The sequence below is a fragment of the Fischerella major NIES-592 genome (assembly GCF_001904645.1).
GTDB classification, from domain to species: Bacteria; Cyanobacteriota; Cyanobacteriia; order Cyanobacteriales; family Nostocaceae; genus Fischerella; species Fischerella thermalis.
The window spans coordinates 106,527-119,669 of record NZ_MRCA01000014.1 but is presented as its reverse complement, the minus strand read 5'-3'; the positions used below and the strand labels follow the sequence as shown (position 1 = coordinate 119,669).

Below are 13,143 nucleotides of genomic sequence, written 5' to 3'. Positions count from 1 at the left end.
AATTTATAATGATTCCTTCTAAATTAACCTCTTACATATTTTCAGTAATTATCTTTGTGATTTGCAGCAGTTTCCTAACAACATTCCAAGCAAAACCCGCCATCAGCGCAGAGAATATTTATTTTCCTGTCGGCTCTACTAAATTACGTTTATCAGTTAAATCTTTAGAAGTTTTTGCAAAAGAAGGTCGAATTACACGAGAATTTGAGTTTTTTGCTAAACGGCTCAAACCAGAAAAACTAGAGCGTCTTCGTAAATTATTACTGTATAAATTTAATACTACTCCTGTAGCAGTTTCTCAACTTACGTATTCTCCAATTGGAGAAGAATATATACGCCAATACGGTGCTATGATCAAAACACGCACAGGTAAAAATGGTTTTTATGCCATCCGCTCAGCCTTGGTACTAGCAGCAGCAGATCCAGAAGGATTAACTGGGTTAAGTTTTATACGCCACTTTCCCACAGATATTCAAATCAGTGTCAAAGATTTCTTAGAACTGTTGGATGAATTAAGTTATATTGCAAGCTAAAAACAGTTAGAAAAATTAGCGATCACTATTAATATCTGGTTGCAAACACTACTTTACTAACTTTTTGAACGAACTTACTTAACTGGCTTATCTGCTATTGCAACAATCACTTAAACGTGAAAAACTAGCACATATTGGTATTGATGCTCAACAAATCAGCGATCACGAAGGTTCGATTCTCAAAAAATTGGAGTAAACGTTACCATTAAAGGCTTAAAATACTAAAAAGTGATCAAAAATGGTTTCAAGACTAGTAATATAATCAAGTCGCTCACAGAACAATTGTGTTGATTTGCGTCCCTTCAATTGCATCATGGGGATTGACTAGATAACTGTTGTTAATTCAATTGTGTGCTGAGGTGTATCAATGGCTGGTTTTATTATTTCTGTTGTGGTAATTGCAATCAGTTTGTTAATTATCTCCAAACTACCTACTGGCGTTGAGATAGATAGTCCTTGGATTGCTCTGATTGCAGGAGCAATTATCGGTGCTTTCAATGGCTTTTGGAGTCTTTTCCCTAGTTGGTTTAGAACAACTAGCGCCGTCATCAGTCTGGGCTTAATTCCTTTGATTGGTAGCATAATTGTATTTGGTTTAGCAGCTTGGTTAGTAGAAGGATTCAGACTGCGATGGGGAATTGCTAGCGCGATTATTGGAGCGATCGCCCTGAGCATTATCAACTCCATTTTGTTTTTTATTCTGCGTCAGGTTGGTGTAGTGGCAGCCTTTTAAGTTAAAATCCAAAATTTAAAAGTTAAAAGAAATATCTAGAGTAGGTTTTTCTTTTTGCTTGAAAGCAACTCATGGGCGGCGTTGCAACCTACTACGAAGGAAACAAGTATAATCCTTTTCCCTTCTACCATCTCCCTTCTGCCTTATTCTCAACCACCACTAACAGGAGGAATTAACACTACCTCATCGCCGTCTTGCAAAATAGTATTTGGTTCAACAAATATCAAGTTAATTCCAAACCGGGTTACATCCCGCCATTGGCTTAGTTCAGGATGTTCGGCGATCAAGCGATCGCGCACTGCAACAACTGGTGTATTCTCGGGAAATTCCAGCACCAGTTCTGGCACTCCATAAGCCTCTTGGTAAGCAGCAAATAACTTGACAGTAATTTTAATTGTAGGTTTATACATAAAAGCGTAGCCAAAACAGTCTTTTGAAACTGGTCTTAACATTATCTCTTTTTATAGGGAGTACTGAAATAACGGCTAATTTTGACGATATGCTACGCGCAGTCCAACGCGACTGTAAGGTTTTTGCATAACTACTACTAAACAACAATCAACGACTAGCCATTAACTAAAAAAATTTCAGTATGGATAATGAGATTCCTGGGTAATATCTGGGAATCCTTATTTTATAAATGTTTAGTTAGTGGGTGTGAATAAATAGCAATGCCAACAGCAGTATTACCGAAACTGGTGTCTGATAAATCTACTTATGCTCAAGATAGCGATACTCAACAGCCTAATCATAGACTTATGGTGGAATTGCGCTCAACTGCAAAAACATATCTCAATGGTCATAATGCTCTGTTAAATGTGAATTTGGCAGTAAAACAAGGTGAATTTCTATTTATTACAGGTCCTAGTGGTTCTGGTAAATCTACGCTGTTGAAACTACTGTATGGCGAAGAGTTACCAACACAAGGAGAGGTAATGGTTGATGGCTGTGATGTCGCTTGTTTACGAGGCGATCGCTTATCATTGTTTCGGCGGCGGATTGGTATTGTGTTTCAAGACTATAAACTCATCCCTCAAAGAACAGTGGCAGAAAATGTAACTGTTGTACTGCAAGCACAAGGATATACCCGTAAGGAAATTCAACGGCGTTTAGAACCGACATTAAAGTTAGTAGGTTTGTTGAATAAAGCTGACTGTTTCCCAGAAAAACTATCTGGGGGAGAACAACAACGGGTAAGTATTGCTCGAGCAATTATCGCAACCCCACCATTGCTTTTAGCTGATGAACCAACCGGTAATCTTGATCCTGATAACTCCTGGCAAATAATGCAAATTTTTCAGAAGTTAAATTCCTTTGGAGCAACAGTAATTGTTACTACTCATGATGAGCAGCTAGTCCGACGGTGTGGTCATCGTGTGGTACAAGTCCATAACGGCAGACTACATCAAATTACAGAATAATGAGTGGTTGATTTTTCCAAACAACTAACAACTAACAATTAATCCGATTTTTGACTTTTGCTTTGGTAGGTATTTTAATTGCCATAGGACTTGATGAAAGTGTTTGCATTCGCTCCAATGCTTGCAAGCTATCAAAAGCTGCTTCTCGGATTGCTGTTTCTTCCTCATGACAAAGTAGGAGTCGCAAACATTCACCAATACTTTGTAAATCGGCAGTATTGATTCGATTGTTAGTGATTAATTTGGTGAGGACACGTATAGCAATTAAACGCTTGAGGGGATCTTTTTCAGTGAGATTACTTAACAAATTATCTAACTGATTTTCATCTCGATTTCCGTAAGAGTTGAGTATTTGCCATGTTAGTAAAAATAAAGTCAATAGTGTGGCTAAACCTTGCAAAATCACACCAGCAGCAAGCCAATGACTATTGGAGTCTAACCAAATTACAACTGCCATGTACGTACTGAAACAGGTTATACCACCGCTCATTACAGCTAGAGCTAATCGCCGGTTAGGACTGTTTAAAAATTTTTTAATTTCAGACCATTGCAACTGCCAACGCCATGTTTGCATGGAATAAACAAACATCATTGTCCCAACACCCGCACTGCTGGCTAACAGCAGTTTCCAGTTCCACAACAGCATTGCAACCACTACAGTCAGGAACCCAAGAACGCCTCCTGGTCCTCGAAAACGTTCTAGAGCTAACTTTTTTGTGGCTCCTGACTTGAACTCTGGAAGCATCCAATCGAGGATCTGGTCAATCAATTGCTGCCAAGAAGACGAAGCCTGTGCCACGGTACTACCTACTTGATTGTGAAAGTTTAATAAATAAGTAATAATACCAATTGGAAACAAGATTGCGACAGATGGATAGCTAAAAAGCTTACCCAGTAAATATTTCACAATCTAAAATCCAATTTAGGGTATAACCTCTATCAGAATACCTGAATTAGAGGTCTTGGCACAGATTTTATCACCGAGTTTTTATAGATTTGCTCTGAAAACAGAAACAGAAGTTATCAATGGTGAATTGACCATCAAAAGCGCAAAAAGTGACACTGTAAATATCATTAGCCGTTACAGAAAGTAAGGTATTGGGGGGAACGGCAGAATCGGAATTAGCTAGATTAGCTCCTGGTAGTACTGTTTGAGTCAACAGTTGGCGATCGCGATCATATGCGGAAAGTACCAAACGCTGTGAACTGGTGACAAAAGCACTCACAAATTGGACTGGTTGCAAAAAAGTCGCTTCTAAATATCCACCTTTTGGCGCTCCCATCATTACCATCAAACTAGAGTCAGTGGGAAATGCAGGATTTGAAGGCTGTATGGCTATACAATTGTCAAAAACTATACCCCATTTTTGATACTGATGCTTGATAACTTCAAAGCATTTTAAATCTTCTAAATTTAAATAAATACAGTTAGGTATAGCCATCTTTTCGGTGTCAAGTGCTGTATGCATTTGACAGTGGAAAGATGAATCTACCATTTGATTGTGAATATTTTGGATATCAAAGTTATCAAGCATTAATTTGTGGTCTTCAAACTTTAGTTGTTGATTAGATTGAAGACAAGCTTGCTTTAACATGACACCCCACCTAACCATTTTCTATAAAATCATCAAATTACTAACTATATAGACAAAAATTACCCTGACTAGACTGTACAAAGTCTTACTTTGATAACTAATTAATTGCACAGTTAAGCAGAAATTAAAGTTAATAGTTAGTTGCGATTTTGTTTACAAGTTTAACTGACACTCAAAACTATCAGTATTGTTTCTGATAGATTACCATAAATAAGGGTTGAGGGTCTCACCCTTCAGTAATACCTGTTACTAGTATAAGTATCGTAATTATGATATTTTCAAGCAACAAAACCAGAAAAACCAGAAAAAAATTACTGAATCTTCACAACTTAGGCAGTATTTTTACATCTACTTCACCCGAAGCGTTGATCAGGAAAATTAATGATTGAATCTGTCTTTGGAGGTAGGTAGGGAGAGTGGGAGAGTGGGAGAGTGGGAGGTGGGGGGCTAGGGGTCCCCACTTTGTGGGGTTGGGGGGCAATGGGGAACTCGGGGCCCCCAAGACCGACAGGGAGTGGGGATTAGGGGAGGTGGGGGGAGTAAGTAGTTTAAAGAATAGGTAACAACTAACCACTAACCACTAAACACGAACCACCAACCACCAATCAACAATCAACAACCAACAACTAATGACTCCTGAGTAAAAATCTATGTTTATACCAATAGGATTTGAACAACGCTCTGTGACTACCTCTTTAGGCAGGATGGTTTACTACACTGCTACTGGTTTACCTTGGCAGGAGAATAAAGTTGCTAGCGAGGGATTAGAGACTCTAGTCTTCTTGCATGGATTTGGTGGAGGTTCTTCTGCATACGAGTGGTCAAAAGTTTATCCAGCATTTGCCAGTGAGTATCGCATTTTAGCCCCAGACTTGATAGGTTGGGGTCGATCTGAGCATCCCGCACGGAATTTCACAATTGAAGACTACTTGACAACGATTCGAGAGTTTTTGCAGCAGACTTGCACTCTCCCTGTGAAAGTAATTGCTTCATCTCTGACAGCAGCGTTTACTATTCGAGTTGCGATCGCTCATCCAGAATTATTCAAGTCTTTAATTCTTACCGTACCTTCCGGAATTTCTGACTTTGGACAAGATTACTCTCGCACTTTTTTTGCTCAACTCATCAGTATTCCTGTTGTTGATAGAATACTTTACACTACTGGAGTGGCGACAGAAAATGGTATTCGTAGCTTTTTAGAACAACGACAATTTGCTCGTCCTAACCGGATATATGAAGAAATTGTCCAAGCTTATCTGGAATCAGCCAAGCAACCCAATGCTGAATACGCTGCCCTATCTTTCGTACGCGGTGACTTGAGTTTTGATTTGTCACTTTACATTCAACAATTAACTATTCCGACCGCAATTATTTGGGGAAGAAAATCACAATTTACTAGTCCAGAAATTGGGTATCGTCTTGCTCAAATGAATCCGCAAGCAATTAAATTTTTCCAAGAATTGGAAGATGTGGGATTGACACCACAGTTAGAGCTGCCAGCAGTAACAATTGGTTTAATAAGAAAATTCTTACCTCTTTTAACTGAATCACCAACAGCAGTAACTTATTAAGAGTAACAATCTATAGTTAACTGCAAAATCCCCAACTTTTTTAAAAAAGTCGGGGATCTGCCCTTTGGCAATTCTTCAAAACTAATGAAACGGATCACTAGCCGTAAACGTAGTATCGGCACTAGGATTTATCTTTAATCCGCACATCAATCACGCTGGCATTGAAGTTGTAATTAAAGCCTTCCAACTCAAATGGCATTCCAATTTTGACTTTGCTGTTACCTAAAACAGGGCCATTTTCAGTGATTTGTGCTTTGCCTTCCAAAGTCAATAACATGTCTGTACTAAAACTGTTTGATTTGGGATCTGGCAATTCTTTCACAGTACCGTCTGGCTGGGGAACAAGTACAGTTCTGGGCAATGTTTGAATAGATTTGATATCTATTTTACCGTGAGGTTGATTACGAATAATCACGTTTGTCTTACCGCCTTTTTTAAATCCTTGGCTATATAACTGTTCGGGGTCACGCACATTTAATCCCCGAACAATCAAATCTACTTCAATAGGTACTGTTTTAGTTCCCACCTGGGCAATAGAACCAGTACTACCAGGGAAGAAAAAGATGCCAAATATAACTAGCAAAATTACCAGTCCAGCACCAATATCAAGGACATTAAATTTACCAAATAAACGACCTTTGGAATCTAAAATAGCCATAACTGCAATTTTCCTAAATCTAGTTTTTGACTTTTGAACACCAGGTGCTACAACAGAGAAAACTCTCCGAATTTGAAGTTACGTCATCCCCTCTCCTTAATAAGAAGAAGGGAAAGGGGTTGGGTCTTTTCATGCTTGAGGATGAAATTTTCTCATTGGATTACCTCCTTATGTTTTGACATGCGACAGTTTATCATGACCGCTGTTTTTAGTTGCTGTTGCCAAAAAACATCGGTTAAAACTGAATTATAGTCAAGTCTGTAGTGAAATCTGCATTAGAAATTTTTTATGCAACTTGTTGTATCCTGCTTGCGTCTGTTAGTTTTACGTTCTTCCTAAAGTCTTTTCAGACCGAATTATGAATAATAGGAAAAGCTTATCTATCTATTACAGTTTTTTTCGGCATCATTTGTTTTATCCGTTGATTTCGGTGCTAGTGGCACTGAGTATTTGTTTGAGTAGTGCCTTACCATCCCAAGCTTTTGATTGGGTTCCTCTGATTTTTCAAGGAGTCCAAGCACTTCAGCTTTCTAACATGTCCGATCGCCAGGAAGTTGAAATTGGTAAACAAATCAATCAACAACTGCTAAACACTGATGTTCGATTGTACCGCGATGCCAATATTAACCGTTATGTGCAACAAATAGGTCAGCGATTGGTAGCCAATAGCGATCGCCCCAAACTTCCTTTTACTTTCCAAGTAATTGACGATGATAGTATTAATGCTTTTGCCACTCTTGGCGGATTTGTATATTTAAATACTGGCTTAATAGAAGCTGCCGAAAATGAAGCGGAATTAGCAAGCGTCATGGCCCATGAAATTGGTCATATTGGCGGTAGACACCTCATCAAACAGATGCGCCAAAAGGCGATTGACGAAGGTTTGTTAACAGCAGCCGGGTTAGACCGCAGTAAAGTAGTACAAATTGGTTATCAGTTAGCCCGCAATCTGCCTGGTAGTCGTAAACACGAATTTGATGCTGATAAAAGAGGATTAGCAACTTTGACACGTACTGGTTACAGTCAAACAGCAATGGTTTCCTTTATGCAAAAACTAGTCAAAAAAGGTTCTGTACCAGCATTTTTGAGTACTCACCCAGCGATAGGCGATCGCATTGATGCGATAAAAAAAGCAATCAATACTCAACCCAACAATGGTAACTATGGTTTAGACAGTTCTACATACAAGACTAATATCCAAGCTTTGCTTAGGTCTTGAAGTAATTTCAGATTTTTGGATTGTGGATTGGGGTTTTCTACCTCATCCAAATCTCACACCAATTTTTGGGTTTTAGATTTTGGATTTTGGATTAAAACCATAGCTTTACTCAATATCAGGCCAAACACTTGCTACGGCGATTAACATGAAATTGTTTTGGGTTGACGGTGGTCACTATTTCTTCTAAAGGTGAGATACGAATGCAATTTTTGAGAACGTTTGCTTGATAAACTAAATTATTTGTAACATCCAATCCCGTTAACCAACCACTACGGGGATGATAAGCTCCAGTGTCTATATCTAACCATCCTGATCCTTGAGCTAATTGTCCAGGGGGAACACCTGGTAGAGTAAAAGTAATAGTATGACCGATAATCATTAACTTATCGCAGAAGTATGGTTCCTCAATACTATGAAATTCATCTCGCACCCAACAAAGTTGATTGGCGGTTTGTTCTGTTAGGGGAATGAAAGGGTTAACACCAGCATGAACTAACCAAATATCCCCTAAATCAATATATGTAGGCAAATTATCAAACCATTCCAGATGATCGTGGGGAATTGTAGCTTCTTCATAACTAGCTACTGTTGCCTGACCACCACTATATAGCCATGCTTGTACAGTAGGAGTAGGGATGCGTTTAGTAAGAATATTTAATAGCATTTGCTCGTGATTCCCTAACAAACATTGATAGGGACTATCTTTGACAAAATTAACTACTTGGGCGCTTTGTGGACCACGATCTATTAAGTCTCCTAAAAAGTAGACTTGATCGTCAGATGTGGGGGCGATCGCATCCAACAATCTCATTAAACCTTCGTAGTGACCATGCACATCCCCAATTACTATTCTTCGGTAACTAGTTACGCTCATCGGCTTGTTGTTTGACTAATTTTGCCTTTTGTTTTGCTGCTACAGTATAAACTGCATAAATTTCGTAAATTTAGTAAAAAACTTACATATATGTGATTTATTCCATTATTCCCACTTGTACTGGCGATATTTAAATTAGATGTAATAATCTTCCTTTAAGACTTTGTACAAAGAACCTCATCCTATGTGCAGATTCTACAAAGAAATTTAAATTTTAAATGAATGTATATGATAATCGCTTCAATTTAATGGTTGACTAGGGGGTAAAACCCCTTATCATACCGTTTCACTATAAGTTTGATTTAGGAGACAAGAAGGACAAGGAAGACAAGGGGGACAATTTGTATCAAGAATTTTGTAAAATGGTAAAGCCTGTTTCAGCCATTCATTTAGAAACTTTCAGAACTTTGCTATTTCCAACACAGCGTTACCTTTCGGCTTTCCTACAAAAGTTTACTAACCCCATAGGGAAATTTTCTTTAGTATGTGTAGATATGCGCCACAAAAGGTCTGTGCAATTAGAAGCATCTCTTATATTAGCTGACATCAGCTGGTCTCGTTGATGCCAAACTGCAAATATCCTCTCTCTACCATCATTGATGCTTGCTGAATTGATCTGGTAATTTTGACCAACTCGCTGTAACTTCAAACCTAGTAAATTCAATAATCTGTTCAAGATTTTGATTGCCGAAACGCGTTCTTTACCCTTCACTAAGTTGATACCAAGTGTTCTTTTAATATGTTGACTACACTGCACAGCAGTATTTTGCAACAACATTAAATCAGCATCGTGTTCACTAAATACTCGTTCTGGCTCTAAAAACTGTAGCATTCCTAAGGCTCTCATGGCTTCAACTTTGAGGGTGTATATTTTTAAATCTGGTAGAAAAACCTTGCCTTCACCCCAAAATAATTGTTGTTGCCATTCTTGCTGATCTCGTCGCCAAAAATATTCACTTTCATGAGTGAGATAATAGTGAGTTAACAATTGTCCATAATACCCTTGGTCATCTAGTAATTTAAGTTGGGGAGTAACTGCTATGCCGTATTTTTGCCTGAGAATATATTTATTAATTTGGTTGCGTTCCTCATCTGTTAGTGAATGTTTAGCTATTAGCTGCTCATACTCCACGTAATCAATATCTTTGGCATTGGCAACAGCCGTTGCTGCTAATAATTGATTTTGTTGCTTAATTTCTTTAATTTTGCGTTTAATTTCTTTTGCTTTTTGACGACTTTGTGACCAGTCTTTTTGGACTTTGACAATTTCTATAATCAATCTTCTGCGAGTTGCCAAATCCTTAGGGTCAGTAGCTAAAAAGGCCAAACGTAAATCACGAATAATATTATTTTGGACAGCATTACTCCGGATATGTATTTGATGACCATCGGCAATTAAACCATCTTTCATTGATTGACGGTAAAGGTTAATAGAAGCATTTACTCTTGCTGCTAACTTAGACCAAGTTCTTAAATGAATGGGGTCGTAAACTAATGGTAAATCTACATCAATTTTATGTAGAGGACTCAGTAAAGCTAAGTTTTCTTTTTGATTTTCTTGATACCAAGAAGATAGCAAGCGATAATTTGTACTACCACTACCAATTAGACCAATACCTCGCTTCGCACACCAAATAACTCGTGGGACATCATCTCTTACCCTGGCTAATGCTTGTCGTGCTTCTGAATCAGGAATTACCCCTTGAAAAATGCCATAAACACAGTCGAAATGCTGAACATCAATACTAATTCCAGTCCCCAAGCTGGGAGTGACAAAAACAGTATCGTATTCTGACACTTTTTGATTAATAGATGTGATAAAATCAGCTGCTTCATGACCAGGAGTATTTGTTGTTAAGCTACTAACTACAAGAGTTTTAGCAAATCGCTTTTGCAGTTTTTGCAGTCGTTCTTTCAAGTAATCGGCGATTGTTTCACAACTGTAACGCCCGGAGCGACTATCAGTAGTGACATAGCATTTACGTCCCGCCATTAAATCTAATTCTAATTGGTGAATTAGTGGAGTTGGGTTAGGAGAATCATAAAAAGTAACGTCCCACCCCCGTTGCGGTTTCCATTGATTCACTACTACCCACGGTGTTAATTTAATTCCTGCTAATACTTGTAAATATTCTAAAGAAATATCAGATAAATCAGCATCTTGAGCAATGACTAATCCACCTGTTGTTAATATATTAGCAACTAATTGCTGAAATGATTTTAATAATTTAACTCGTTTTTCTTGACAAGTGTTACTGTTAAGCAGATGCCATAGTGATTGTTCTACTTCATCTAAAATTAAGATAGCCCCCTGCCAATCTTCAGGATGCAGCTTCCATAAAGAATCTATACATAATCCTAGAGATGGGGTAGATTTATAGTGAGCATAAAAGCGATCGCTACTAACTAAGCTATCATTATTAACTCCCCAACTAATACCGATTTTTTCACATAAAAACCGACCAAGTTGAATTCTATGAGTAATCAATAAAACTGGTTGATTTCTAGTTTTTGCTTGTTGCACAATTGTCTGAAGTGCCGTGGTTTTACCTGTGCCTTTAGCAGATTTTATACCCACTAATCCAGAAGTGGGAAAAGGTATTTCTCCTAAATAGCGACTGTTTAGAGTCAGTGCTGGAGGAATAGTTAATTCGGTGTGGGGTTTTGTTTGAGCAAGATAAATTTCTAAATCAACGCTTTGGCGATATATTTTCTCAAAGGCGCTTGCACCTTTAGCAACGATAAACTCATCAACTCCTTTTTCTCTCCCTGGTAGTTCAATCACTTTTACGGGACAATCTTTGGTTTGCAATAAAAAACCAAGTTGAGAGATAGCGTTATTTACTGCGGCAATTTTATTAGGTTGAGTTTCAAAGTCAAAGCAAATATAAAATGTGCGTTTAGCGATCGCGATCGCCTTTAAGTCCGGTATCATTTGACGGCTGATAACTTTGCCAAATTCATCTTTAGTGACGCGATAACCGCTAGTAATTCCGGGGATACCGATAGCTGCATATCCTTGGGTTAACAGTGCAGCAGCTTTTTTGACGCCTTCACAGATAATGATTGGTAGATTTCTTGCCATCACCCACGGCCAAAAACCCACAGCTTCACCATTTTCGGCGATGCTGATATCTTCAGGCATGGGTTGATTATAACGTTGAGCGACTTGCTGCCACACACGAAGACTGACTCGCAAACAAAACACCCGCGTCGGTGTGCAGGGAGGATGTTCGTACTTAATACATTTGCCTTTTTCATTTAGTCGCGGTTGATTTGGCTTGAAGCATCCCCATTCCATCGCTTTCCAGTTATTGAGAGGATCAAGCCCAGCACACCACCATCCACCAGCAGTCACATGGGCATATCGTTGTAACCAACTACTCTTCACCATCCCAATGTTCGTGCGTGGTATGTGTTCAGAAATTAACAGATAGTTATAGGCGGTTTCATCTTGCAGAGACTGAAAATTCAAAGTAGCTAAGTGTAAATCAATACCGCTGCTTTTGACTAATTCTTCTAGATGTTGGGGTTGTAGATAGTGCAAATGCATTAGTCAGGGCAAAATGGGAGACAATGGATTTAAAACCTTACCACGCTCCTACTAGATTTAATAGAAGTAAACTTGACCATTTACAGCTGCTTTTTTTTACCAAGTTACGGGAGACACATCGGTAAAATATTCCGCAGGCTATGGAGTCTTTTTTATTGCCTAACTAATAAGTATGTATTGTGATATTTGTTGATATATATATATTATTTATACGTAATTTCATGTAGCGAATGTCAGTACCTAGTTGCGTGTAAGATGCGACCGCGGCTGAAACTATCATCAGATCATCATTTAATTTGGTATAAAGATAAATAATTCCAAGGTGCTGCGATGCAATATCCCGATGCAAACAACCCACATCCCATGGAGGGTTTCCCACAGGTTTGTTTTATCAAAAACACTGTCACAAACCCCAATATCATTATTGGTGATTATACATATTATGATGACCTGGAAGACTCGGAAAACTTTGAACGCAATGTGCTTTACCACTACCCATTTATTGGCGACAAGCTGATCATTGGCAAGTTTTGTGCTTTAGCCACAGGCGTAAAATTCATCATGAATGGTGCAAATCATCAGATGTCTGGCTTTTCAACCTATCCATTTAACATTTTTGGTAGTGGTTGGGAACGCGTCACGCCGAAACCTGAAGAATTACCTTTCAAAGGTGATACCGTGATTGGTAACGATGTGTGGATTGGATACGAAGCAGTGATTATGCCTGGAGTTAAGATTGGTGATGGTGCGATCGTGGCTGCAAAATCGGTAGTTGTCAAAGATGTACCTCCTTACGCAGTTGTCGGAGGTAATCCAGCTAGTTTATTGCGCCAACGTTTTCCAGACGAAATCATTAATGCTCTTTTAGAAGTTGCTTGGTGGAAGTGGGATATTGAAAAAATTACGAGAAATTTAGAAAAAATTGTGGGTGCAGATATTGAAGCATTAAAAAATTGTGTATGATTTCTGCAATTATTATTGTGATG

At 38.5% G+C, this 13,143-nt stretch carries 12 protein-coding genes; 6 read left to right on the top strand and 6 right to left on the bottom strand.

Annotated features, from left to right (window positions below; all coding sequences use genetic code 11):
* The first annotated feature begins 8 nt into the window (after nucleotides 1-8).
* Together NIES592_RS20060 and NIES592_RS20055 are read left to right on the top strand one after the other, a co-directional pair.
* A complete protein-coding gene (locus NIES592_RS20060) occupies nucleotides 9-533 on the top strand; it encodes an alpha/beta hydrolase (RefSeq protein WP_062249710.1) in 525 nt (174 codons plus the stop codon).
* Nucleotides 534-900: 367 nt separating this feature from the next.
* The gene (locus NIES592_RS20055) at nucleotides 901-1,266 is read left to right on the top strand and encodes a phage holin family protein (RefSeq protein WP_062249712.1); all 366 of its coding nucleotides are present in this window, start codon (nucleotides 901-903) and stop codon (nucleotides 1,264-1,266) included.
* Nucleotides 1,267-1,415: 149 nt separating this feature from the next.
* On the opposite strand, the gene NIES592_RS20050 is transcribed toward NIES592_RS20055, so the two are convergent.
* Nucleotides 1,416-1,676: a MoaD/ThiS family protein gene (locus NIES592_RS20050; RefSeq protein WP_009459612.1), complete on the bottom strand. Its 261-nt coding sequence runs from the start codon at nucleotides 1,674-1,676 to the stop codon at nucleotides 1,416-1,418.
* Between the two features lie 261 nt (nucleotides 1,677-1,937).
* Here NIES592_RS20050 and ftsE point away from each other — a divergent pair, with 261 nt between their 5' ends.
* Nucleotides 1,938-2,687 (top strand): cell division ATP-binding protein FtsE, encoded by a 750-nt coding sequence (gene ftsE, locus NIES592_RS20045; RefSeq protein ID WP_062249714.1) that lies wholly within the window; start codon nucleotides 1,938-1,940, stop codon nucleotides 2,685-2,687.
* A gap of 31 nt (nucleotides 2,688-2,718) precedes the next feature.
* Here the strand turns inward: ftsE and NIES592_RS20040 are convergent, their stop codons facing one another.
* Together NIES592_RS20040 and NIES592_RS20035 are read right to left on the bottom strand one after the other, a co-directional pair.
* Nucleotides 2,719-3,486 carry an armadillo-type fold-containing protein gene (locus NIES592_RS20040; protein WP_073556704.1) on the bottom strand — a complete coding sequence of 256 codons (768 nt, stop codon included), beginning with the start codon at nucleotides 3,484-3,486 and terminating at the stop codon, nucleotides 2,719-2,721.
* Nucleotides 3,487-3,664: 178 nt separating this feature from the next.
* Nucleotides 3,665-4,282 carry a hypothetical protein gene (locus NIES592_RS20035; protein WP_073556694.1) on the bottom strand — a complete coding sequence of 206 codons (618 nt, stop codon included), beginning with the start codon at nucleotides 4,280-4,282 and terminating at the stop codon, nucleotides 3,665-3,667.
* Between the two features lie 650 nt (nucleotides 4,283-4,932).
* Here NIES592_RS20035 and NIES592_RS20030 point away from each other — a divergent pair.
* Nucleotides 4,933-5,853: an alpha/beta fold hydrolase gene (locus tag NIES592_RS20030; protein ID WP_062249719.1), complete on the top strand. Its 921-nt coding sequence runs from the start codon at nucleotides 4,933-4,935 to the stop codon at nucleotides 5,851-5,853.
* Between the two features lie 121 nt (nucleotides 5,854-5,974).
* On the opposite strand, the gene NIES592_RS20025 is transcribed toward NIES592_RS20030, so the two are convergent.
* A complete protein-coding gene (locus NIES592_RS20025) occupies nucleotides 5,975-6,511 on the bottom strand; it encodes a DUF4330 domain-containing protein (RefSeq protein WP_009459617.1) in 537 nt (178 codons plus the stop codon).
* 358 nt (nucleotides 6,512-6,869) lie between these two features.
* Between NIES592_RS20025 and NIES592_RS20020 the strand changes: the two genes are divergently transcribed.
* Complete coding sequence (locus NIES592_RS20020) at nucleotides 6,870-7,730, top strand: M48 family metallopeptidase (RefSeq protein ID WP_009459618.1); 861 nt, start codon at nucleotides 6,870-6,872, stop codon at nucleotides 7,728-7,730.
* A 115-nt stretch (nucleotides 7,731-7,845) separates the two neighbouring features.
* Here the strand turns inward: NIES592_RS20020 and NIES592_RS20015 are convergent, their stop codons facing one another.
* Both NIES592_RS20015 and NIES592_RS20010 read right to left on the bottom strand, forming a co-directional pair.
* The gene (locus tag NIES592_RS20015; protein WP_073556693.1) at nucleotides 7,846-8,604 is read right to left on the bottom strand and encodes a metallophosphoesterase family protein; all 759 of its coding nucleotides are present in this window, start codon (nucleotides 8,602-8,604) and stop codon (nucleotides 7,846-7,848) included.
* Between the two features lie 427 nt (nucleotides 8,605-9,031).
* Nucleotides 9,032-12,157: a plasmid replication protein, CyRepA1 family gene (locus tag NIES592_RS20010; protein ID WP_073556692.1), complete on the bottom strand. Its 3,126-nt coding sequence runs from the start codon at nucleotides 12,155-12,157 to the stop codon at nucleotides 9,032-9,034.
* Between the two features lie 330 nt (nucleotides 12,158-12,487).
* Here NIES592_RS20010 and NIES592_RS20005 point away from each other — a divergent pair, with 330 nt between their 5' ends.
* Nucleotides 12,488-13,120 carry a Vat family streptogramin A O-acetyltransferase gene (locus tag NIES592_RS20005; protein WP_073556691.1) on the top strand — a complete coding sequence of 211 codons (633 nt, stop codon included), beginning with the start codon at nucleotides 12,488-12,490 and terminating at the stop codon, nucleotides 13,118-13,120.
* Nucleotides 13,121-13,143: the final 23 nt, after the last annotated feature.